17 protein-coding genes and 2 pseudogenes are annotated in these 22,091 nt (G+C 62.5%); 9 read left to right on the top strand and 10 right to left on the bottom strand.

All coding sequences use genetic code 11. The features are described 5' to 3' along the window. Positions 1-315 precede the first annotated feature (315 nt). Positions 316-531: a ribosome modulation factor gene (gene rmf / locus ACK1VC_RS08105; RefSeq protein ID WP_003248687.1), complete on the top strand. Its 216-nt coding sequence runs from the start codon at positions 316-318 to the stop codon at positions 529-531. A gap of 96 nt (positions 532-627) precedes the next feature. Here rmf and ACK1VC_RS08110 read toward each other — a convergent pair whose 3' ends face one another. Beyond that, positions 628-1,653 (bottom strand): quinone-dependent dihydroorotate dehydrogenase, encoded by a 1,026-nt coding sequence (locus tag ACK1VC_RS08110; RefSeq protein ID WP_060519036.1) that lies wholly within the window; start codon positions 1,651-1,653, stop codon positions 628-630. 144 nt (positions 1,654-1,797) lie between these two features. Between ACK1VC_RS08110 and ACK1VC_RS08115 the strand changes: the two genes are divergently transcribed. The 6 genes and pseudogenes from ACK1VC_RS08115 to ACK1VC_RS08140 form a co-directional block, all read left to right on the top strand. After that, positions 1,798-3,012: a CmpA/NrtA family ABC transporter substrate-binding protein gene (locus ACK1VC_RS08115; protein ID WP_102689850.1), complete on the top strand. Its 1,215-nt coding sequence runs from the start codon at positions 1,798-1,800 to the stop codon at positions 3,010-3,012. 11 nt (positions 3,013-3,023) lie between these two features. Then, on the top strand, positions 3,024-3,599 hold the full coding sequence (locus tag ACK1VC_RS08120; RefSeq protein WP_016485598.1) for an ANTAR domain-containing response regulator: 576 nt from the start codon (positions 3,024-3,026) through the stop codon (positions 3,597-3,599). 306 nt (positions 3,600-3,905) lie between these two features. Continuing rightward, positions 3,906-5,117: a nitrate/nitrite transporter gene (locus ACK1VC_RS08125; RefSeq protein ID WP_016485597.1), complete on the top strand. Its 1,212-nt coding sequence runs from the start codon at positions 3,906-3,908 to the stop codon at positions 5,115-5,117. A 9-nt stretch (positions 5,118-5,126) separates the two neighbouring features. Then, positions 5,127-6,797 carry a bifunctional protein-serine/threonine kinase/phosphatase gene (locus tag ACK1VC_RS08130; RefSeq protein WP_016485596.1) on the top strand — a complete coding sequence of 557 codons (1,671 nt, stop codon included), beginning with the start codon at positions 5,127-5,129 and terminating at the stop codon, positions 6,795-6,797. Positions 6,798-6,824: 27 nt separating this feature from the next. Then, positions 6,825-6,927: pseudogene (locus ACK1VC_RS08135) on the top strand (SAM-dependent methyltransferase); the annotation flags it as partial. Beyond that, positions 6,915-7,085 (top strand): annotated as a pseudogene (locus ACK1VC_RS08140) (uroporphyrinogen-III C-methyltransferase); the annotation flags it as partial. The pseudogenes ACK1VC_RS08135 and ACK1VC_RS08140, both read left to right, overlap by 13 nt. A gap of 96 nt (positions 7,086-7,181) precedes the next feature. On the opposite strand, the gene ACK1VC_RS08145 reads toward ACK1VC_RS08140, so the two are convergent. The 8 genes from ACK1VC_RS08145 to ppsA all read right to left on the bottom strand — a co-directional run bounded on the left by ACK1VC_RS08145 (position 7,182) and on the right by ppsA (position 15,396). After that, positions 7,182-8,216 carry an OmpA family protein gene (locus ACK1VC_RS08145; protein WP_016485594.1) on the bottom strand — a complete coding sequence of 345 codons (1,035 nt, stop codon included), beginning with the start codon at positions 8,214-8,216 and terminating at the stop codon, positions 7,182-7,184. A gap of 111 nt (positions 8,217-8,327) precedes the next feature. Then, positions 8,328-8,894 carry an RNA polymerase sigma factor SigX gene (gene sigX / locus ACK1VC_RS08150; RefSeq protein WP_003248665.1) on the bottom strand — a complete coding sequence of 189 codons (567 nt, stop codon included), beginning with the start codon at positions 8,892-8,894 and terminating at the stop codon, positions 8,328-8,330. A 113-nt stretch (positions 8,895-9,007) separates the two neighbouring features. Further along, entirely contained in the window at positions 9,008-9,832 is an 825-nt protein-coding gene (locus ACK1VC_RS08155) for a mechanosensitive ion channel family protein (protein WP_016485593.1), read from the bottom strand. Between the two features lie 2 nt (positions 9,833-9,834). Further along, complete coding sequence (locus tag ACK1VC_RS08160) at positions 9,835-10,107, bottom strand: hypothetical protein (protein ID WP_024717346.1); 273 nt, start codon at positions 10,105-10,107, stop codon at positions 9,835-9,837. Between the two features lie 87 nt (positions 10,108-10,194). Then, positions 10,195-11,190, bottom strand: a complete 996-nt coding sequence (locus ACK1VC_RS08165; protein WP_016485591.1) for a zinc transporter ZntB — start codon at positions 11,188-11,190, stop codon at positions 10,195-10,197. Positions 11,191-11,217: 27 nt separating this feature from the next. Next, positions 11,218-11,709: a ribonuclease E activity regulator RraA gene (gene rraA / locus ACK1VC_RS08170; protein ID WP_191087426.1), complete on the bottom strand. Its 492-nt coding sequence runs from the start codon at positions 11,707-11,709 to the stop codon at positions 11,218-11,220. 216 nt (positions 11,710-11,925) lie between these two features. Further along, on the bottom strand, positions 11,926-12,918 hold the full coding sequence (locus ACK1VC_RS08175; protein WP_031311814.1) for an alpha/beta fold hydrolase: 993 nt from the start codon (positions 12,916-12,918) through the stop codon (positions 11,926-11,928). Between the two features lie 102 nt (positions 12,919-13,020). Further along, on the bottom strand, positions 13,021-15,396 hold the full coding sequence (ppsA, locus tag ACK1VC_RS08180) for a phosphoenolpyruvate synthase (protein ID WP_016485588.1): 2,376 nt from the start codon (positions 15,394-15,396) through the stop codon (positions 13,021-13,023). A 179-nt stretch (positions 15,397-15,575) separates the two neighbouring features. Between ppsA and ppsR the strand changes: the two genes are divergently transcribed. Continuing rightward, positions 15,576-16,394 carry a posphoenolpyruvate synthetase regulatory kinase/phosphorylase PpsR gene (gene ppsR, locus ACK1VC_RS08185; protein WP_016485587.1) on the top strand — a complete coding sequence of 273 codons (819 nt, stop codon included), beginning with the start codon at positions 15,576-15,578 and terminating at the stop codon, positions 16,392-16,394. A 167-nt stretch (positions 16,395-16,561) separates the two neighbouring features. On the opposite strand, the gene ACK1VC_RS08190 is transcribed toward ppsR, so the two are convergent. Then, positions 16,562-21,427, bottom strand: coding sequence for an NAD-glutamate dehydrogenase (locus ACK1VC_RS08190; protein WP_023047423.1), 4,866 nt, complete (start codon positions 21,425-21,427; stop codon positions 16,562-16,564). Between the two features lie 273 nt (positions 21,428-21,700). Here ACK1VC_RS08190 and ACK1VC_RS08195 point away from each other — a divergent pair, with 273 nt between their 5' ends. Continuing rightward, a complete protein-coding gene (locus ACK1VC_RS08195) occupies positions 21,701-22,054 on the top strand; it encodes a hypothetical protein (protein ID WP_016485585.1) in 354 nt (117 codons plus the stop codon). Positions 22,055-22,091: the final 37 nt, after the last annotated feature.

Here is a 22,091-nt window from a genome sequence, read left to right on the forward strand (position 1 = left end):
TCTGCCACCCGCCAGAGACGCTGGCGAAATGACGTCAATCATCAGCAAACCCCGATCATAGCGGGCCAAACCTCAAATAAGGTTAAGTCGCATTTATTTACTTATCCCCTGACCCTATGAAAGGTTACGTGCTTATGACAAATCGATCATTCACACCGTGACTCGCATTCGTTAGAACTGGTCTCAGGCCGCTTCGCAACGAGGCGGCACTTTCAGCTCGCCACGCCGGCAGCGAGCGCAAACCGGCAGAAAGACTCTGCCCGGCCTCAGAGAGGCCGACGGGACATTACAGTCAACAAGTGAGGGCAACACCCTATGAGAAGACTTAAGCGTGATCCGTTGGAAAGAGCATATTCACGTGGCTACCAATATGGGGTCACCGGCAAATCCCGCGAACTTTGCCCCTTCAATCTTCCTTCTGTTCGCCAAGCCTGGATCAACGGCTGGCGCGAAGGTCGCGGTGATAACTGGGACGGAATGACTGGCACCGCTGGTATCCATAGACTCAACGAAAATCACGCCGTTGGCTGATCGAGGACACTGAATTCGATTTACCATGCACGCCCCATCCGGGCGGCGGGCGAAGGCCCAGGGGCCCCTTGAAGGGGCCCTTTTTTTGTCTGCCGATCAAACCCGTGGCATTGCCGCGATAGCGTCCACCGCCTCGCGGACAAGTGCCGGCCCCTTGTAGATGAAGCCCGAATAGATCTGCACCAGGCTCGCCCCGGCGGCGATTTTCTCGGCAGCGTGACGGCCTTCGGTAATGCCACCGGCAGCAATGATCGGCAGTTTGCCGCCCAGTTCACCTGCCAGCACCTTGACGATGTGGGTGCTCTTCTCCAGCACTGGCGCGCCCGACAGGCCGCCCGCCTCGCCACCATACGGCAGCCCTTCGACACCTTCACGACCCAACGTGGTGTTGGTGGCGATCACCGCATCCATGCCCGATTCCATCAGGGCGGCGGCTACCAGCGCGGTTTCTTCGTCACTCATGTCCGGGGCAATCTTGATGGCCAGCGGCACGCGCTTGCCATGGGTAGCGGCCAGCTGCTCACGGCGCACGGCCAGGGCATCGAGCAACTGCTTGAGCGAATCGCCGAACTGCAGGCTGCGCAGGCCGGGGGTGTTCGGCGAGCTGACGTTGACGGTGATATAGCTGGCGGCGGTGTACACCTTGTCCAGGCAGATCAGGTAATCATCGACGGCACGCTCCACCGGGGTGTCGAAGTTCTTGCCGATGTTGATGCCCAGCACGCCCTTGTAACGCGACGCACGTACCCGGTCGAGCAGGTTATCAACACCCAGGTTGTTGAAGCCCATGCGGTTGATGATGGCCGTGGCTTCCGGCAATCGGAACAGTCGCGGCTTGGGGTTACCCGGCTGCGGCCGCGGGGTGACGGTGCCGATTTCGACAAAACCGAAACCCAGCTGGGCGAAACCGTCGATGGCTGCGCCGTTTTTGTCCAGGCCGGCAGCCAGGCCCACCGGGTTGGCGAAGTTCAAGCCCATGACCGTGACCGGCAATGCTGCCGGCTGCTTGCACAGCATGCCGTTAAGGCCAAGGCGGCCACCGGCACCGATCAGGTCCAGGGACAGGTCGTGGGAGGTTTCCGGAGAAAGCTTGAACAGCAGCTGGCGGGCCAGGGTATACATGGGCAGGCAAGGCTCGGGGTAAGTGAGGGGGCGATTATAGCCACCGTGGCGCTGGCAGGACAGCAAATCATGGGCCAGTGCAGCCCTGGCACATCGGTTGCACCGGTTTGGCCCACAGCCTAATCAGTACAGGCGAGGAACCTTGTGAACACTGTACCCCGAGCAACGCCCCTGGCCTGGGTCAACGGCAGCGATGCGCCCGAGAAGCCCAGCCTGAACATCGGCTACATGGCCCTGACCGACTGCGCCTCGGTGGTGGTCGCGGCCACCCAGGGCTTCGCCCAGCAACACGGACTTACCCTCAACGTCCACCGCCAGGGCTCCTGGGCGGGGCTTCGCGACAAGCTGGTCAGCGGCGAGCTGGACGCGGCGCACTGCCTGTATGGCCTGGCCTACGCCGTGCATCTGGGGATTGGCGGGGTACCCGCCAGTGATATGGCGGTGCTCATGGGACTGAACCAGAACGCCCAGGCCATCAACCTGTCCCCGGCGCTGCAGCGCAAAGGCGTGACCAACCCTGAAGCACTGGCGCGGCTGGTGCACCAGCAAGGCGCACGGCTGACCTTCGCCCAGACCTTCCCCACCGGCACCCATGCCATGTGGCTGTATTACTGGCTGGCCAGCCAGGGCATCCACCCACTGCGCGACGTCGACAGCGTGGTGGTGCCACCGGCACAGATGGCCGCACACATCCAGGCCGGGCGCATCGACGGCTTCTGCGTGGGCGAGCCCTGGGCCGCTGATGCGGTCGCCAAGGGCCAAGGCTTCACCCTGGCCACCAGTCAGTCGATCTGGCCGGACCACCCGGAAAAGGTCCTGGCCTGCGCCCGCGCCTTCGCCGAACAGTACCCCAACAGCGCCCGCGCCCTGATCAAGGCAATCCTCGCCGCCAGCCGGTTCATCGAGCAAAGCCCGGAAAACCGCCGCAGCACCGCGCAACTGCTCAGCGGCAGCGCTTATCTGGATACGCCGCTGGCGAGTATCGAGCCACGCCTGCTCGGCCACTACCAGGATGGCCTGGGCAACCACTGGCAAGACCGGCATGCCCTGCGCCTGTTCGACCACGGCCGGGCCAACCTGCCATACCTGTCCGACGGCATGTGGTTCATGACCCAGTTCCGCCGCTGGGGCCTGCTGCGCGAAGACCCCGACTACCTCGGCGTGGCCCGCCAGGTACAGCAACTGGCACTGTACAGCGAGGCGGCGCAAAGCCTGGGCGTAGCGTGCCCTTCGCTGCCGGTGCGCAGCAGCCTGCTGATCGACGGCACCTGCTGGGACGGCAGCGACCCCTACGGCTACGCCCGCAGTTTCAGCCTGCATGCATTGGGCGACCTGCCCGAAGCCCGCGTCGGCGTGTGAGGGAGACCTACATGTTGCGCATCCTGCTGATTGACGACACCCAGCACAAACTTGGCCGCCTCAAGGCGGCGCTGATCGAGGCGGGCTTCGAGGTCACCGAAGCCCCAGGCTTGACCATCGACCTGCCCGCCTGCATCGAAACGGTGCGCCCGGATGTGGTGCTGATCGACACCGACTCACCTGACCGTGATGTGATGGAACAGGTGGTGCTGGTCAGCCGTGACCAGCCGCGCCCCATCGTGCTGTTCACTGACGAGCATGACCCCGGGGTGATGCGCCAGGCGATTCAGGCGGGCGTCAGTGCCTATATCGTCGAAGGCATCCATGCCGCCCGGTTGCAGCCCATTCTGGATGTGGCCATGGCCCGCTTCGAAAGCGATCAGGCACTGAAGGCGCAGTTGGTGGCACGCGACCAGCAACTGGCCGAACGCAAACGCATCGAGCAGGCCAAGGGTTTGCTGATGAAAATGAAAGACTGCAACGAAGAACAGGCCTACACCCTGATGCGCCGCCAGGCCATGAGCCGGCAGCAGAAGCTGATTCAGGTGGCAGAGCAGATCATTGCCATGCATGAAATGCTCGGCTAGCAGTGCAGGCATTTGTGGGAGCGGCCTTGTGTCGCGATAGGGCTGCGCAGCAGCCCCGGCAATTTCAGCGGCGAAGCTGAAATCATAGGGCTGCTGCGCAGCCCTATCGCGACACAAGGCCGCTCCCACAAAGTCCGCGCTGCTCGACATTCCGAATTGGCCCGGCTCTTGCTGATGTATTTGCACCGGTAGCCAACGGCGGTTGCCCCACTTAAATCCCGACAAAGACGTCGCTCTCCCCTCCACCTTCGTGGAGCGGGTGGCGGCGTCTTTTTCGTTCCGCTGCATTGCCAAGTGAGGTGTTCGATGAGTACCAGCTTCTGGAAATCCGGGCATGTGCCCACGCTGTTCGCTGCGTTTCTGTACTTCGACCTGAGCTTCATGGTCTGGTACCTGCTGGGCCCGCTGGCGGTGCAGATTGCCGGTGACCTGCAACTGAGCGCACAACAACGGGGCCTGATGGTGGCCATGCCGATCCTGGCCGGGGCAGTACTGCGCTTTGCCATGGGCGTACTGGTCGACCGCCTGTCGCCCAAGACCGCCGGCGTGATCGGCCAGGTGGTGGTGATCGTCGCGCTGGCGGTGGCCTGGCACTTCGGCGTACACAGCTATGAACAGGTGCTGCTGCTGGGCATGTTCCTCGGCTTTGCCGGCGCTTCGTTCGCCGTATCGCTGCCGCTGGCGTCGCAGTGGTACCCGCCGCAGCATCAGGGCAAGGCCATGGGCATTGCCGGCGCCGGCAACTCCGGCACAGTGTTCGCCGCCCTGCTGGCGCCGGCGCTGGCCGCGGGTTTTGGCTGGAACAATGTGTTTGGCTTTGCGCTGATTCCTTTGACACTGGCGCTGGTGGTGTTCGCCCTGCTGGCGCGCAACGCCCCGCAGCGCCCAAAACCAAAGGCCATGGCTGACTACCTCAAGGCCCTCGGCGACCGTGACAGCTGGTGGTTCATGTTCTTCTACAGTGTCACCTTCGGCGGCTTCATCGGCCTGGCCAGTGCCCTGCCTGGCTACTTCAGCGACCAGTACGGTTTGAGCCCGGTCACCGCTGGCTACTACACCGCGGCCTGCGTGTTCGCCGGCAGCCTGATGCGCCCTCTCGGCGGTGCCCTGGCCGACCGCTTCGGCGGTATCCGCACCTTGCTGGGCATGTACAGCGTTGCAGCCATCTGCATAGCCGCAGTCGGTTTCAACCTGCCGTCTGCCGCCGCCGCCCTGGCGCTGTTCATCAGCGCCATGCTCGGCCTGGGCGCGGGCAACGGCGCGGTATTCCAGCTGGTACCGCAGCGCTTCCGTCACGAAATCGGCGTAATGACCGGGCTGATCGGCATGGCCGGGGGCATCGGTGGCTTCCTGCTGGCCGCCGGGCTTGGCACCATCAAACAGCACACCGGCGATTACCAGGTGGGGCTGTGGCTGTTCGCCAGCCTCGGCCTGCTGGCCTGGTTCGGCCTGCACGGCGTGAAACAGCGCTGGCGCACCACCTGGGGCTCGGCTGCAGTCACTGCGGCGCGGGTCTGAGGCACCTCGATGAGCCTGCAACTGAGTTTCGCCCAGGCCAGCGCCACCGGGCCGCGCGAGGAAAACCAGGACGCCCTGCGCCTGGTTACCCCGGCGCCAGAGCTGGCCGCCAGCAAGGGCTACCTGTTCGCCCTTGCCGACGGCGTCAGCCAATGCGCCGATGGTGGCCTGGCAGCACGCGCCAGCTTGCAAGCGCTGGCCCTGGACTACTACGCCACCCCCGCCACCTGGAGCGTGGCCCAGGCCCTCGACCGCCTGCTGCTGGCACAGAACCGCTGGCTGCGTGCCCAAGGCAGCGGTCAGCCATTGTTGACCACCCTCAGCGCACTGGTGCTGCGGGGCCGGCGCTTCACCCTGGCCCATGTTGGCGACTGCCGTGTGTACCGCTGGCACGCCGGGCACCTGCAGTGCCTGAGCGAAGACCACGTGTGGGACCAGCCGGGCATGCAGCATGTGCTGAAACGCGCGCTGGGCCTGGATCAACACCTGCTGGTGGATTATCTGGAGGGCGAGCTGCAGGCGGGTGAATGCTTCTTGCTGGTCAGCGACGGCGTCTGGGCCAGCCTGGGCGACCAGCATATACAGGCGGTGTTGCGTGAGCAGCCCGACCTGCAACTGGCCGTCGACACGCTGGTTACCAGTGCGCACCTCAATGGCAGCCAGGACAACGCCAGTGCCTTGCTGGTGCAGGTCGAGCAACTGGGCACGGCCAACCTCGGCGACACCCTGGCACAGCTGCAGCAGGGGTCGGTACCCGGCCCGCTGCGCGAAGGCCAGGTGATCGATGGCTGGCTCACCGAACAGCTGCTGTCACACAGCCGCCAGTCCCTGGTCTACCGGGTGCGCGACGGCCAAGGTCAAGCGTGGCTGCTAAAAACCCTGCCTGCCGCACGCGAGCAGGAGCCAAAAGCGGCGCAAGGACTATTACTGGAGGAGTGGTTCCTGCGCAGGGTCGCTGGCCGACATTTCCCCGAACTGCATGCCGCCAGCCAGCGCCAGCACCTGTACTACGTGATGCGCGAATACCCCGGCCAGACCCTTGCAACGCTGCTGGCCGAACACGGCCCGCTGCCCTTGCCACAGTGGCTGGAAATGGCCCGGCAACTGCTGCAGGCGGTCGGCGTGCTGCACCGGCGCAACCTGCTGCACCGCGATATCAAGCCAGACAACCTGCACTTGGGCAGCGATGGCCAGCTGCGCCTGCTGGACTTCGGCCTGGCCTACTGCCCAGGCCTGTCCGAAGACCCGCTGCACGACGTGCCCGGCACACCCTCGTACCTCGCCCCGGAAGCGTTTGACGGCCAACCGCCCAGCCCGCGCCAAGACCTGTATGCCGTGGGCGTGACGCTGTACCGTCTGCTGACCGGTCACTACCCGTATGGCGAGGTGGAAGCCTTCCAGCGCCCGCGCTTCGGCCAGCCAGTCAACGCCGCGCGCTACCGCCCCGACCTGCCGGAATGGCTGCAGCACAACCTGCAACAGGCGGTGGCCGCCGACCCGGCGCAACGCTTCGAAACGGCCGAACACTGGTTGCTGCTGCTTGAACGCGGCGACCGCCAGGAGCTGCCCACCCGGCCACGGCCACTGCTGGAGCGTGAGCCGCTGAAGGTGTGGCGCACCCTGGCCTTGCTGTCCCTGCTGTTCAACCTGATTTTGCTGTTCAGCCTGCTAAAAGGCTGAGCGGACCCTGCCGATGAGGAATACCTGATGAGTGCAAAAGTCTGGCTGGTGGGTGCCGGCCCTGGCGACCCTGAACTGCTCACCCTCAAGGCGGTACGCGCCCTGCAACAAGCCTCAGTGGTGATGATTGAGAATGCCTCGATGCCGCAGCAGCGGGAGTGCAGGAGCGATGTGCGGGGCATGGTTGAAGATGCGCGTGGGTTTGGCTTGCGTAGCCCGGCGATTCTGGTGATTGGGGAAGTGGTCGGGGAACAGCAGGCTCTGGAGCTGGTTTCAATCGCGGGCTGAATACCCTTCACTGCAGGAGCAGGCTGTCAGGCCGGTTAAAACCCAGGCAAAGAAAAACCCGGCCGAGGCCGGGTTTTTCATGAAGCATCAGGCCAATTACTTGGACTGAGCTTCTACCTGAGCTTCAACGCGACGGTTGATAGCACGGCCTTCTTCGGTGGCGTTGTCAGCAACCGGACGGGTTTCGCCGTAGCCAACCGAGTCAACACGGTTGGATTCTACGCCGTACTGCTGGGTCAGGACTTGCTTGACAGCGTTGGCACGACGCTCGGACAGCTTCTGGTTGTAAGCGTCTGGACCCACGGAGTCAGTGTGACCTTCAACCACGGTGGTGGTTTGTGGGTACTGCTTCATGAAGTCAGCCAGGTTCTTGATGTCGCCGTAGCTGTTTGGCTTGACGACCGACTTGTCGAAGTCGAACTTGACGTCCAGCTCAACACGAACGACTTCGGCAACAGCCGGGCAGCCGTCGGCGTCAACGGTAACGTTGGCCGGGGTGTCTGGGCACTTGTCGACGTTGTCGCAAACGCCGTCGTTGTCGGAGTCGGAGCACACTTCAGCTACTGGAGCTGGAGCGACTTCGGCTTGCTTCGGGCTACCGCCGAAGTTCAGGCCAACACCAACGCTTGGGGCCCACTCGGTGTCGCCCTGGTCGATGTTGTACTGAGCTTCTACGCCGGCACGGGCATAGAACATGTCGGTGATGTACCACTTGGCACCAGCGCCAACGTTGGCGAAGGTGGAGTGGTCACGACCGCCACGGCCGGTCTGGCCCAGCGACTGGTGCGAGAAACCAGCGGAAACGTACGGACGGATGGCGTCATACGGGTTGTTGAAGTGGTAAACGGCGTCCAGGGCGGTGTTCGAGCCCTTGATGTTCTTGCCGTCTTCGCCACGAGCGTTGTGAACTTCGTCGTAACCCAGGCGCAGTTCAACGTCGTCGGTCAGGAAGTAACCGATCGAGCCGCCGAACAGGTTGCCGTCGTTCTTGAAGTCACGCTGGCTGTCGAAGAACTCTTTCTTGTAGAAGCCTTCGACTTCCACAGCGCCTGTGCCTTGTGCCATAGCGCCAATCGAGGTAGCGGCTACGAGCGAACCAATGGCCAAGCCCAAGGTGTTTTTCAATTTCATCCGTTAAATCCCCATCTGGTGATAGTTAAGCAGTCCCACCACAAACAAGGGGGACAACTCGACGGCAAGTCTAGCAGAACTCGCCGGTTCGTTAGAGATATTTGCACGCCACTAAGTTTCATCCAGGCCGGCAAATTTCTCACGAAGCTTGTCTAGCGCGCGCTTGTAACGCATTTTCGTCGCGCTCAGGCCCATGTGCATGATGTCTGCAATTTCCTGAAATTCCAGCTCTGCGACAAAACGCAGCACCAAAATCTCCCGGTCAATCGGGTTCACATGCACCAGCCACTTGTCCAGCCCGCCTTTTTCTTCCGGTTTCGGTGCCTTGTCTTCGGACGCCTCTTCAACAGGGTCCAGGCTCAAGGCATCCATCAGCCGGCGTTTACGGCGCTCCTTGCGGTACTGGGTAATGCACTCGTTGTAGGTGATGCTGTAGAGCCAGGTCTTGAACTTGGATTTGCCCTCGAAGTTCTTCAGCCCGTACAGCACCTTGAGCATCACTTCCTGACAGACATCGTCCGCGTCACGGTCGTTCCCCAAATAACGCGCACAGACGTTGAACAGGGTTCGCTGATAGCGCCGCATGAGCTCCTCATAGGCGCGGGTAACGTGGTACAGCTCCTCATGCGAACGCGCCACCAACTCTTCGTCGGTGAGCTCGCGGGGGTCATAACGCATGGGCGGCGAATGAACTTTATTCAAAACGGATCTGGCCGACAGTCAGGTCAATGTCGCCGCGCGACCCCGTGGGTCGAATTTCGCGGCGGCATACATTAACAGCTTTTGTGCGGTTAGCGACTATTGACGCGCTGCTCGAGCAACTCTCGATTGGACAGCGACACCAGTTCGCCATCATCGGTCAGCAACGTAGTCTTGACCGTGCCGATTTCTTCAATATGCCCTTCGACCTCTCCAATTCGCACCTGCTGGCCGACCTGGTACAGCTCGCGCACGTAAATTCCGGCCAGAATCTGCCCGGCAATTTCACGGCTGCCAAGGCCCATGGCCAAGGCTACCGCCAGACCAACGGTAATCAGCCCGATGACGATCACGTGGTTCAGCAGGTCGGTTTTCACCTCCAGCTGGCTGATGGCCACCGAGATGCTGATGATGATCACCAAGCCCTGGGTGATACGCCCAAGGCCCGCCGAGTACTCCAGGCCGATGCCTTCGGCGGCGCCGCGCACCAGGCCGTTGGCCACCTGTGCCAGCAGCACGCCGACCAGCAACACCAAGGCCGCGCCGAATACTTTCGGCAAATACAGGGCGAGCATGTCCAGGGTGGCCGAAACCCGCTCCAGGCCTAGCGATTCAGCGGCCGAGACGAGGAAGATGAGCAGCACGAACCAGTAGACAATCTTGCCGATCAAGGTAGAGATCGGTACCTGGATGCCGACCCGGCCGAGCATCTTGGTCAGGCCGGTGCCGGCCATCAGGCGGTCCAGGCCAAGCTTGGCCAGCAGCTTGGACAGCAGCGTGTCGAGCAGCTTGGCCACCACGAAACCGAGCAGCACCACGACCAGCGCGCCGAACAGGTTGGGGATGAAGTTCGCTACCTTGGTCCAAAGGGCGGTCATCGCGGTGACCAGGCTCTGGGTCCAGAGATCGAGTTCCATATTCAATCGGCCTTATCTGCTTTGCTGCCGCTGGCAGCGTTGCGGGAAGAGTGTCGACGCACCGGCGCGACATGCGCCGAGCCATTATTGACGGCAATCAGCAGCGCCTGGCTCCAGCGGCCAAGCAGGCTGAACAGATCACCCGCGCCAACCTGACGGTTGGCAGTTTTAAGCACGCGACCCAGGCAAGCAGCGTCGTCCAGGTCATCCCGGTCATTGCCGGAGGGTGACGCCTTGAGCAGGTCACGCAGGGATTCTTCAAACGGATCGTGCATGTGCACCTCGCGCAGTGTCAGCAAGAGACGAGATGGCCGGGCAATGGGTCACACATCCGATTGGCACGAATGTTTCAAAATGAACACCTAGACCCATCGCAACCGCCGGAACATCCACCACTGCCCCACCGCCAGCCCCAGCACGACGAGGCAGGCGAACAGGAAGCCATAGGGGTTTTCCGCCCCCGGGATGCCGCCGACATTGATGCCCAGCAACCCGGTGATGAAGCTCATGGGCAGGAAGATGCAAGTGATGATGCCAAAGCGGTACATGGTGCGGTTCATCCGCTCGCTGCGCCGGCGATCTTCGCTCTCCAGCACCAGCGCAGCGCGCTCGCGGGTCAGCTCAAGCTCTTCGAGGTAGCGGATCAGGCTGTTGTTCAGCTCGTTCCAGTAATCGGCATCGGCATCGGCAAACCAGCCCCATTTGCTGCGCGACAGCTGGGCATAGATTTCCCGCTGCGGCGCCAAAAAACGCCTCAGGCCCGCTGCACGACGGCGGATCTGCTGCAGGCTGCCGTTCTCCGGGGTGTACCGTTCGTCGGCTTCGACCTTTTCTTCTTCCAGGTCGACCAGTTCGGAGAGGTCGCTGACCAGGCCCTGGACCTTTTCGGTCAGCAGCTCGCCCATCAGCAGCAGCAGTTCGGAAGCCGACTTCGGCCCCCTGCCCTGCTCCAGCAACTGAAGAATCTCGTCACTGGCGCGCAATGGGCGCAAGCGCAACGATATGACCCGCTGCGCCTGGGCGAAGATACGCACCGAGACCATGTCTTCGGGTTCTGCGCCCGGGTTGAGGTTAACCCCGCGCAAAAACAGCAACAGCTGTTCGTCAGCCATGGGCAGCAGGCGCGGCCGGGTGTTTTCTTCCAGCAGCAGCTCGCAGGCAAACTCGCTCAGGCCGCTGTCATGCAGCAGCCAGGTGCGGGTTTGTGGATGGCTGCGATCCCAGTGCAACCACAGGCTCTGCTCAGGTTGCAGCTGCAAGTCGTCCAGTTCGGTACGGGCAATCGGGCGGGCGCTGCCTTTACCATCGAGCACCAGGGCATGGACCAGCCCCCACTGCGCGTTGTCTTCCTCGAACATCAAAGCTCCATCAGCGCGTGCGGCGCATCACTCCGGCATCTTCAGCGGGCTTGGCGAGACCAGCACGCCATTGTTGTCGGCATACACATATTCGCCCGGGCGGAAGGTTACCCCGGCGAAAGTCACCACCACGTTGAGGTCGCCGATGCCGCGCTTGTCGGTTTTCATCGGGTGGCTGGCCAGGGCCTGTACGCCGACATCGGTCTGGATCAATACGTCTACGTCACGCACGCAGCCATAGATCACCAGGCCTTCCCAACCGTTCTTGGCGGCCTTGTCGGCAAGCATGTCGCCAAGCAGCGCACGGCGCAGCGAGCCACCGCCATCGACCACCAGCACCTTGTCCTTGCCGTCGAGTTCGACCTGCTCCTTGACCAGCGAGTTGTCTTCGAAGCACTTGATGGTCACGATCTGGCCGCCGAACGAATCACGGCCGCCAAAATTGCTGAACATCGGTTCCAGCACCTGCACCAGGTCCGGGTAGGCGTCACACAGGTCGGGCGTTACGTAATGCTGCATGGGGAGGCTCCTGTCAGTCACAACGAAAGCGGGTATCGGCCAAGGCTACACCTTGGAGGCTGTCGTAGTCACCAAGGACCAAACGGTCATCTTCAGCCTGTGCGGGCCTCTTCGCGGGTGAACCCGCTTCCACAGGGATATCACAAGACTTCAGTGCTGTGTAATCCCAGTGGGAGCGGGCGTGCCCGCGAAGAGGCCCGCACAGGTAATGCAGGATCAGCTGGCTGGCAAAGGCTCTACAGCCACAATGGACTCGTGCACCGGCAACAGCGGGTTACGCAACCAGCGTTCCACCAGCGGCCACACCTGCACCTGCGCAGCCTTGCTCACCAGCATGTCGACATGCCCGAAGGCGTCGAAGCCTTCCTCACGCCCAAGCCGCAGGAACTGCTTGCGCTCACCCCCCAGTTGCTCGAACAGCTTGCGGCAGGCCCACACCGGGTCTTGGAAGTCCCCCGCGCCAGCCACCGCCAGCAGCGGCACATCCACCTCTGCCAGCCCCGCCCACCAGTCGCTCTGCTTGTCGCCAAAGCGCCCGAACAGGCCGTGCCAGCGCATGCTCTCCAGCGCCAGACCGATCGGCTCATCCTCCGGCCCACGCTTGAAGCGCGGCCCGGAGATCTGCCCCCAGCGCTTGAGCAACAGCTTCGCGCCCCAGGCCAGCGGTGGCACTTTCAGCGGCCAATAGACGCGGCTGATCTGGGTACCGAACAGTGCCACGCTGGCCACCTGCCCGGCAGCCAGAAAACCACCGCCCAAGGCTGCCGCCAGGGTCGTGCCGCCGAGGGAGTGGCCTACCCAGTGCGGCGCCTGGCCCGACTGCTCGCGCACGAACGCAGCAATCAGTGGCAGGTCATCACGGGCATAGGCGGCAACAGTGTTGTGCTGCCAGGCGCGGTTACGCGGCGACAGGCCATGGCCGCGCATTTCCGGGATCCACACATCGAAACCGGCACGGGCGAGATAGGCGCCCAGGCCAACCCCTTTGGGCGAATACCAGAAACGCCGATTGGAAAAACTGCCGTGCAGGAGAATGACCGGCACGCCAAAGGCCTGCCCCTGATCGGCAAGCCCCAGACGGGTGAGGGCAAGCTCGACGCTAGGGTCGGGGCTGTTGCCAGCCTTGATCCGGTACACGTCTTCGCTGAGGTCGCCGCGCCGCTCGGCACTGAGCAGGGCCACGGGAAATAGAGTGCTGCTGCTTTGCATAAGGTTGCTTGGTGCACAAAAAAGGGCGGGAACCATTACTGGAACACGCCCTGGAAAAAACCAGGCGGGGGCACGCCAGACGTCCCCCCGCGTTTTACTGCGTCAGGCCGCGCCCTGGCCTTCGGCCAGGAAGAACCAGGTCTCGAGCACCGAGTCCGGGTTCAGCGACACGCTTTCGATGCCCTGCTCCATCAGCCACTTGGCCAGGTCCGGGTGGTCCGATGGGCCCTGACCGCAAATGCCGATGTACTTGCCGGCCTTGTTGCACGCGGCAATGGCGTTGGCCAGCAGCTTCTTCACCGCAGGGTTACGCTCGTCGAACAGGTGGGCAATGATGCCCGAGTCCCGGTCCAGGCCCAGGGTCAGCTGGGTCAGGTCGTTGGAGCCGATGGAGAAGCCGTCGAAGTACTCAAGGAACTCTTCAGCCAGAATGGCGTTGGACGGCAGTTCGCACATCATGATCACGCGCAGGCCGTTGTCACCGCGGGCCAGGCCGTTTTCGGCGAGCAGGTCGACGACCTGGCTGGCTTCGCCCAGGGTCCGCACGAACGGCACCATGATCTCGACGTTGGTCAGGCCCATCTCGTTGCGTACACGCTTCAGCGCACGGCACTCGAGCTCGAAGCAGTCACGGAACGATTCGCTGATGTAACGCGAAGCACCGCGGAAGCCCAGCATCGGGTTTTCTTCTTCTGGCTCGTACAGCTTGCCGCCGATCAGGTTGGCGTACTCGTTGGACTTGAAGTCCGACAGGCGCACGATGACCTTTTTCGGGTAGAACGCTGCAGCCAAGGTGCTGATGCCTTCGACCAGTTTCTCGACGTAGAAGCCGACCGGGTCGTTGTAGCCGGCAATGCGTTTGTCGACGCTTTCCTTGAGCTCCGGCGGCAGGCCCGCATAATTGAGCAGCGCCTTGGGGTGCACGCCGATCATGCGGTTGATGATGAACTCCAGCCGCGCCAGGCCGACACCGGCGTTGGGCAACTGGGCAAAGTCGAACGCACGGTCCGGGTTGCCGACGTTCATCATGATCTTGAACGGCAGCTCCGGCATGGCATCGACCGAGTTCTGCTTGATGTCGAAGCCCAGCTCGCCTTCGAAGATGAAGCCGGTGTCGCCTTCGGCGCAGGACACCGTCACACCCTGGCCGTCTTTGAGCACCTGGGTGGCGTTGCCGCAACCGACTACGGCCGGAATACCCAGTTCACGGGCGATGATCGCCGCGTGGCAGGTGCGGCCGCCGCGGTTGGTAACGATGGCACTGGCGCGCTTCATCACCGGTTCCCAGTCCGGGTCGGTCATGTCGGAAACCAGCACGTCGCCCGGCTGGACCTTGTCCATTTCCGATACGTCGTTGATCACACGAACCTTGCCGGCGCCGATGCGCTGGCCGATGGCGCGGCCTTCGACCAGCACGGTGCCCTTTTCTTTCAACAGGTAGCGTTCCATGACATTGGCGCTGGAACGGCTTTTCACTGTTTCCGGGCGTGCCTGCACGATGTACAGCTTGCCGTCGTCACCGTCTTTGGCCCACTCGATGTCCATCGGGCGCTGGTAGTGCTGCTCGATGATCATGGCCTGCTTGGCCAGCTCGCTGACCTCGGCATCGGTCAGGCAGAAGCGCGCGCGCTCGGCACGGTCGACTTCGACGGTCTTGACCGAACGGCCGGCCTTGGCTTCTTCGCCATAGACCATCTTGATCGCCTTGCTGCCCAGGTTGCGACGCAGAATGGCCGGGCGGCCAGCCTGCAAGGTGTTCTTGTGCACGTAGAACTCGTCAGGGTTGACCGCGCCCTGCACCACGGTTTCGCCCAGGCCATAGGCGCCAGTGATGAACACTACGTCGCGGAAACCCGACTCGGTGTCGAGGGTGAACATGACACCGGCGGTGCCGGTTTCGGAGCGGACCATGCGCTGCACGCCGGCAGACAGGGCGACCAGCTTGTGGTCGAAGCCCTGGTGCACGCGGTAGGCGATGGCGCGGTCGTTGAACAGCGAAGCGAACACTTCCTTGGCCGCGCGGATCACGTTATCAACGCCGCGGATGTTGAGGAAGGTTTCCTGCTGGCCGGCGAACGAAGCATCCGGCAGGTCTTCGGCAGTGGCCGAGGAGCGCACGGCAACCGCCATGTTGTCGTTGCCGGCAGCCATTTCGGCGAAGGCGGTTCGGATTTCCGAATCCAGACGTGCCGGGAATTCGGCTTCCATGACCCATTGGCGGATCTGCGCGCCGGTCTTGGTCAGGGCGTTGATGTCATCCACGTCAAGCGCATCGAGCGCCGCATGAATCTTGTCGTTCAGACCACTCTGTTCGAGAAAATCGCGGTACGCCTGCGCCGTAGTGGCAAAGCCGCCCGGCACCGATACACCAGCACCGGCAAGGTTGCTGATCATCTCGCCCAGGGATGCGTTCTTGCCCCCCACATGCTCTACATCATGGACGCCGAGCTTATCGAGGGAAACTACGTACTCTACCAAGGTGATCTCTCCACTAACTGTGTTGGAAAAGCTCAAAGAGGCGCCCGCCTGTCTTCGGTGACTTGGCCGGGCGTTTGTGGCCTGTACCTGGAAAATAAGTGAGAATGCCGACAGCCGCATTCGGCAAACCGAACTTATCATATCCAAGAAACGTCATCAGCTTAAGGCCCAGATCGCAAATGAAACGAACCGCGTTCTTCATCTCCGACGGCACCGGTATCACTGCCGAAACCCTGGGCCAGAGTTTGCTGGCGCAATTCGAGAGCATTCCGTTCAACAAATTCACCCGTCCGTACATTGATTCGCCCGACAAAGCACGCACCATGGTCCAGCAAATCAACGCGGCGGCCGAACGTGACGGGGTACGCCCGATCATCTTCGACACGATCGTCAACCAGGACATCCGTGAGATCCTGGCGACCTCGAACGGCTTCATGATCGACATCTTTTCTTCGTTTTTATCCCCCCTTGAACAGGAATTGACCGCCCATTCGTCGTATTCCGTGGGCAAATCGCACTCGATTGGCGGCAACTCCAACTACATGGAACGCATCGAGGCGGTGAATTTCGCCCTGGATAACGACGACGGCGCGCGCACCCATTACTACGACAAGGCCGACCTGATTCTGGTGGGTGTGTCCCGCTGCGGCAAAACCCCTACCTGCCTGTACATGGCGATGCAATTCGGCATCCGCGCGGCCAACTACCCGCTGACCGAAGACGACATGGAGCGCCTGCAACTGCCAGCGGTGCTGAAAAAGCACCACAGCAAGCTGTTCGGCCTGACCATCGACCCCGACCGCCTCACCGCCATCCGTCACGAACGCAAGCCCAACAGCCGCTATTCCAGCTTTGCCCAGTGCGAGTTCGAAGTGCGCGAGGTAGAGAGCCTGTTCCGCCGGGAGAACATTCCCAACATCAATTCCACGCATTTTTCAGTGGAAGAGATTTCCGCCAAGATCCTGGTGGAAAAAGGGGTGGAGCGGCGGTTCAAGTAAGCCTCTACCGGCCTCTTCGCGGGGCAAGCCCGCTCCCACAGCTGCTGTACTGAACTTGAAGGCAGTGGGGCACCTATGGGAGGGCCTTGCCCCGCGAAGAGGCCGGTACAGACAAAAGAAAAGCCCCGGCATCACTGCCGGGGCTTTGTTTTACCGCACCACAAGGCTCAGGACGGTACCACCGCCGCCTGCCCGCTCATGGCCAGGTCGACCAGCTCGCGGTTGGCCACCGCGTACATCGCATAGTCGGTACCGGTGGCGTTGCGCAGGTCGTCCAGCATGGCGCGCCAGCGCTCCACCATGACCCGGTGCTGTTCAGCCCACAATGCCACACGGGCGTCCATGTCATCCGGCGCATCGGCCATTTGCAAGACCGAGATGGTGATCGCCCGCTGCTGCAGGTCGATATCGTCGCGGAAGGCTTCGCGGGCCAGCGCCTGCCAGTTGTTCTCAACCGGCAAGTTACTGATTTCCTGCAGGTACCAGGTCAGGTCCAAAGCACTCCCCACGGCAAAGAACGCCTTGGCCACCTGCGCCGGGTCGTGGCCCGTGACGTCGGCTGCTTCAATGATCGGCAGCAAGGTGTAGAGGTGGCTGGTACCCGCCACCATGCGCGCCAGCAACTCTGGCACACCGGCGTCGACAAAGCCTTGATAGCGAACCATCCAGCGTTCGCGGGTCGGGCCTTCGAGCAGTTCATCGAGCTTGAGCCCCAGTTGCGCGACTTTCGGCCCGAAGTGTGCGGTATCACGCCCAGCGTCCTGCTCGTTACGGCGGCTGCGCAGGAACCAGCGCGTGGCACGGCGGCCCAGGCGCATCAGTTCGTCCATCAGGGTCAACTGGACTTCTGCCGGCACCTGGTAATCCAGTGCCTCGATCTGGCGGAACCAGTGCGGCAGGTGGAAGATGTCGCGCACGATCACGTAGGCCCCGGCCACGTTCGCCGGGCTCATGCCGGTCGACTCCTTCAGGCGCTGGACGAAGGTGATACCCATGTTGTTGACCAGGTCGTTGGCGATCTGGGTGCTGACGATTTCACGCTTCAGGCGGTGGCGGCGCATGGAGTCGGCGAACTTGCTGACCAGCGACGGCGGGAAGGCGGTTTCCATGTCGCGGGTCAGGTAGTCGTCGTCTGGCACCAGCGACTTAAGCAGCTGTTCCTTGAGGTCGATCTTGCTGTACGAAATCAGCACCGACAGCTCGGCGCGGGTCAGGCCCTGGCCGGCCGCCAGGCGTTCGGCCAACTGCTCTTCGGACGGCAGGAACTCGATGGCACGGTCCAGCTTGCCACGGGCTTCCAGGTCGGCCATCAGGCGCTTGTACTCGGCAATCCGCTCGCGGGCACGACGGGCCGCCAGCGATAGCGCCTGGGTCTGCTTGTAGTTGTTGCCCAGCACCAGGGCGCCCACTTCGTCGGTCATGCTGCCGAGCAGCTGGTTGCGCTGCTTCTCGGTCATGTCGCCACCCTGCACCACTTCGTTGAGCAGGATCTTGATGTTGACCTCGTGGTCGGAGCAGTCCACGCCGCCGGCGTTATCGATGAAGTCGGTGTTGGTGGCGCCGCCGTTCAGGCCGAACTCGACCCGGCCGAGCTGGGTCATGCCCAGGTTGCCGCCCTCACCCACCACTTTACAGCGCAGTTCGTTGCCATTGACCCGCAGCGCGTCGTTGGCCTTGTCGCCAACATCGGCGTGGCTTTCGGTGCTGGCCTTCACGTAAGTACCAATGCCGCCGTTCCACAACAGGTCGACCGGTGCCTTGAGCAACGCGTTGAGCAGCTCGGTCGGGGTCAGGCGGTCGGCTTCGATGGCGAAGCGCTCTTTCATCTGCGGGCTGATGGCGATGCTCTTGGCACTGCGCGGGAAAATCCCGCCGCCTTCGGACATGATGCTGGTGTCGTAATCGCTCCAGGCCGAACGCGGCAGGTCGAACAGGCGCTTGCGCTCGGCAAAGCTGGACGCAGGCTCCGGGTTCGGGTCAATGAAGATGTGCAGGTGGTTGAACGCCGCCACCAGTTGCAGCTTGTCGGACATCAGCAGGCCGTTGCCGAACACGTCGCCGGCCATGTCGCCCACGCCAATCACGGTGATCGGGTCTTCCTGCACGTTGATGCCGCGCTCGCGGAAGTGGCGTTGCACACCAACCCAGGCGCCGCGCGCGGTAATACCCATCTTCTTGTGGTCGTAACCGGCGGAGCCGCCCGAGGCGAACGCATCGCCCAGCCAGAAGCCGTAGTCGATGGCAATGCCGTTGGCGATGTCGGAGAAAGTCGCCGTGCCCTTGTCGGCCGCCACCACCAGGTACGGGTCGTCATCGTCGTGGCGCACCACGTTGGCCGGAGGCACCACGCCGCCGTCCTTGAGGTTGTCGGTGATGTCGAGCAGGCCGGAAATGAAGATGCGATAGCACGCCACGCCTTCCGCGGCGATCTCGTCACGGCTCCCCCCCAGCGGCAGGCGACGCGGCAGGAAGCCACCCTTGGCGCCGACCGGTACGATGACCGAGTTCTTCACCTGCTGGGCTTTCACCAGGCCCAGCACCTCGGTACGGAAGTCTTCCTCACGGTCAGACCAGCGCAGGCCGCCACGGGCGACGTTGCCAAAGCGCAGGTGCACGCCCTCTACTCGCGGCGAATAGACGAAGATTTCGAACTTGGGGACTGGTTTGGGCAGTTCGGGGATCAGCTTGGGGTTGAACTTGAAGCTGAAGTACGACTTGTTCTGGCCGTTGGTGTCCGGCTGGTAGAAGTTGGTGCGCAGGGTAGCCTTGATCAGGTCCAGGTAGCGGCGCAGGATGCGGTCTTCATTGAGCACCTGCACGTCGTCCAGCGCGGTCAGGATCGCTTGCTCCAGGCGCAGTTGCTTGTCGTCCAGGTCGTCCTGGGTGAGCTTGCGTGCCAGGTAGAAGCGGGTCTTGAACAACCGGGTCAGCTCGCGGGCAATGTCGGTGTGGTTGTTCAGGGTGCTGGCGATGTAGCCCAGGTCAAAGCCCAGACGAATCTGCTTCATGTAACGGGCGTAGGCGCGCAACAGCGCTACGTCACGCCATGGCAGGCCGGCGGTGAGCACCAGCCGGTTGAAGGCATCGTTCTCGGCATCGCCGCCCACGATGTGGATGAAGGCGTCCTGCAGGGTGTCATTGAGCTGCTGGATATCCAGGCTCAGGCCCTCGCTGTAGGTGAAGGCGAAGTCGTGGATCCAGTACTCGCGGCCATTGGCATGGCGCAAGCGGTACGGAAACTCGCCGAGCACACGCAGGCCGAGGTTTTCCAGGATCGGCAGCACATCGGACAGCGCCAGGGGCGTATCGGCGTGGTACAGCTTGCAGTGCAGGATGCGCTCGCCCACCTGGGTCAGCGGCTGGTAGAAGCTCATCGCCAGCGGCTTGCTTTCCGACAGGTTCAGCACGTGCTGCAGGTCGACCACCGCCGAGTGCGCGGCGAAGCGCTCACGGTACCCGGCCGGGAAGCCCTTGGGGAAATCGGCCAGGATGTTGGTGCCTTGGGCTTCACCAAAGTTCTCGACCACCAGGGTCGAGTAGTCGTCTTGCCACGAGCGGCAAGCCTGGATCACTTCGCGTTCCAGCTGCTGCGGGTCGATGTCGATGCGGTTTTTCGGGTCTACCCGCAAAATCAGCTGCACGCGTGCCAGCACCGACTCGGAGAAGAAGGTCCAGAATTCGCAGTCGCTGGCCTTCAGGCGCTCCATCAGCACCTGCTGGATCTTCTGCCGCACTTCGGTGGAGTAGATTTCCCGCGGGACGTAGGCCAGGCAGTAGCAGAAGCGGCCGTAAGGGTCCTTGCGCAGGAACACGCGGATCTTGTTGCGCTCCTGGATCTGCACGATCGCCATGACGGTGGTGAACAGCTCGTCGATCGGCGTCTGGAACAGGTCGTCGCGCGGCAGCACTTCCAGCACCTGGGCCAGTTCCTTGCCCAGGTGGGCCTTGGCGTCGAAGCCCGAACGGCGCTCGACTTCAGCCACCTTCACACGGATGTACGGAATGGCATGCACGCTTTCGCCATACACCGAAGAGGTGTACAGGCCCATGAAGCGGTGTTCCTTGATGACTTTGCCGTCGGCGTCCAGCTGGCGGATCGACACGTAGTCCGGGTAGGCCGGGCGGTGCACGCGGCTGGGCAGTGCGGCCTTGGCGAACGACAGCAACAGTGGTTCGTTGAGGTAGGCCACGGCGTAGTCTTCGATGCGCAGCTCTTCGGCCGTCAGCCCCACGCGCAGGCGGCGCGGCAGGCCGAGGAACGACTGCTCGTCGTAGACCATCTGGCCGCCGTCGGCGTCGCGCTTGACGGTGAATTCTTCATAGCCCAGGAAGGTGAAATGGTTGTCCAGCAGCCACTCGAGGAAGGCTTTGACCTCGCCCTTCTCGTTCTGGGCAGGACCAAAGGCGGTCTGCTCCACCTGCGCCACCACTTCACGCAGCTTGGCCTTCATCGGTTCGAAGTCGGCCACGGCCACCCGTACCTCGGCCAGCACCTGCTCGATCTCGCGGGTCAGCACGGTCAGTTCGGCGGCATTGGCGCAACGGTCGATCTCCAGGTACATCAGCGACTCATGGCGCACACCCTCGCCCTGTGTGCCCTTGGGCAGCAGCTCCAGCAGCTCGCCCTTGGCGCCACGGCGCACGCTGAGCACGGTGGTTTGCAGGGTATGGATGCTGTAGCCGCGGCGGTTGAGCTCGGTGCGCACCGAGTCGACCAGGAACGGCAGGTCGTGGTGCAGCACTTCGACCACGGTATGGGTCGATTGCCAACCATTGCGTTCGTAATCAGGGTTGTACACCCGCACTTGCGGGTATTCGGGGTCGAAACGCTCGATGATGCGCCAGGCTGACAGGGTGCAGCCGGCCAGGTCGGAAAGCCTGCGTTGGGTGAGTTCGTCCAGAGAGATGATGCCGAAGAACTGCTCGGCGAACAGCGCCACTTGTGGCAGGGACTGTTCGCTGATGTGCTGCGCCAGGGCCGCTTGCAGTTGATGCTGGAAGTCGGCTTTGCTGGCTGCGGTGAAGAACGCCATCTGTGGTACTCCGCTTGGGCTTTGTAATAATTGAAGCGTCGCTGCGTGCGCCGTGTACGGATCAACGATAGCCAACCCGTGGCAAGGCGGACGGTAAAACCAGGCGTCGAACGTGCACAGGCACGCTCAGGGCTCGGCGAAGCTTAACGACTGATCGGTCATCAACGCTTGCAGCGCTGCGACAATTTCGGTCAAGGGGCGGTAACTTTACGTTTATGCCTGTACGCAAGACTGTCAGAATTCCCTTCCGTTTCCTTTGATCCGAGCCTGCTCATGCAAATCAACACCGCCCTGCTGTTCGCCACCCCTTGCGATGACGAGGAAGACAACATGGCGACCCTGTGCTGCCACAGCGACAAGGGTCAGATGTTCCTGCTTACCCGCTACCCGGACGAAGACACCGTCGACCTGACCCTGGATGACGAGCCGTCGACGCTCGATGGGCTGAAGGTGACGCTGAGTGCCAAGCGCCTGCTGATCGAAGTGGCGGCCGGCGACCAGGATGCGCTTAAGGGGGACGAGGTGCTGGAGATCCACCTCACCAGCGACCTGAGTGACCTGGACGAAGTGAAGCAAACCCTGGAAAACATCCTGACCGGGACCGGGACCTTCGTCTGCGAACTCTGAACCGCAGATTGCACATAGGACCGACCGTTGTTGCCTG

The organism is Pseudomonas sp. XP2 (genome assembly GCF_053557975.1).

What these genes read in the sequence shown, in the direction of transcription:
- ACK1VC_RS08125 (WP_016485597.1), top strand. Translation starts at nt 3,906, where the DNA reads ATGAGTACCAGCTTCTGGAAATCCGGGCATGTGCCCACGCTGTTCGCT.
- ACK1VC_RS08165 (WP_016485591.1), bottom strand. Translation starts at nt 11,190, where the DNA reads ATGTTCGAGGAAGACAACGCGCAGTGGGGGCTGGTCCATGCCCTGGTG.
- ACK1VC_RS08155 (WP_016485593.1), bottom strand. Translation starts at nt 9,832, where the DNA reads ATGGAACTCGATCTCTGGACCCAGAGCCTGGTCACCGCGATGACCGCC.
- rraA (WP_191087426.1), bottom strand. Translation starts at nt 11,709, where the DNA reads ATGCAGCATTACGTAACGCCCGACCTGTGTGACGCCTACCCGGACCTG.
- sigX (WP_003248665.1), bottom strand. Translation starts at nt 8,894, where the DNA reads ATGCGTTATGACCCCCGCGAGCTCACCGACGAAGAGTTGGTGGCGCGT.
- rmf (WP_003248687.1), top strand. Translation starts at nt 316, where the DNA reads ATGAGAAGACTTAAGCGTGATCCGTTGGAAAGAGCATATTCACGTGGC.
- ACK1VC_RS08110 (WP_060519036.1), bottom strand. Translation starts at nt 1,653, where the DNA reads ATGTATACCCTGGCCCGCCAGCTGCTGTTCAAGCTTTCTCCGGAAACC.
- ACK1VC_RS08175 (WP_031311814.1), bottom strand. Translation starts at nt 12,918, where the DNA reads ATGCAAAGCAGCAGCACTCTATTTCCCGTGGCCCTGCTCAGTGCCGAG.
- ACK1VC_RS08130 (WP_016485596.1), top strand. Translation starts at nt 5,127, where the DNA reads ATGAGCCTGCAACTGAGTTTCGCCCAGGCCAGCGCCACCGGGCCGCGC.
- ACK1VC_RS08145 (WP_016485594.1), bottom strand. Translation starts at nt 8,216, where the DNA reads ATGAAATTGAAAAACACCTTGGGCTTGGCCATTGGTTCGCTCGTAGCC.
- ppsR (WP_016485587.1), top strand. Translation starts at nt 15,576, where the DNA reads ATGAAACGAACCGCGTTCTTCATCTCCGACGGCACCGGTATCACTGCC.
- ACK1VC_RS08120 (WP_016485598.1), top strand. Translation starts at nt 3,024, where the DNA reads ATGTTGCGCATCCTGCTGATTGACGACACCCAGCACAAACTTGGCCGC.
- ACK1VC_RS08190 (WP_023047423.1), bottom strand. Translation starts at nt 21,427, where the DNA reads ATGGCGTTCTTCACCGCAGCCAGCAAAGCCGACTTCCAGCATCAACTG.
- ACK1VC_RS08195 (WP_016485585.1), top strand. Translation starts at nt 21,701, where the DNA reads ATGCAAATCAACACCGCCCTGCTGTTCGCCACCCCTTGCGATGACGAG.
- ACK1VC_RS08160 (WP_024717346.1), bottom strand. Translation starts at nt 10,107, where the DNA reads ATGCACGATCCGTTTGAAGAATCCCTGCGTGACCTGCTCAAGGCGTCA.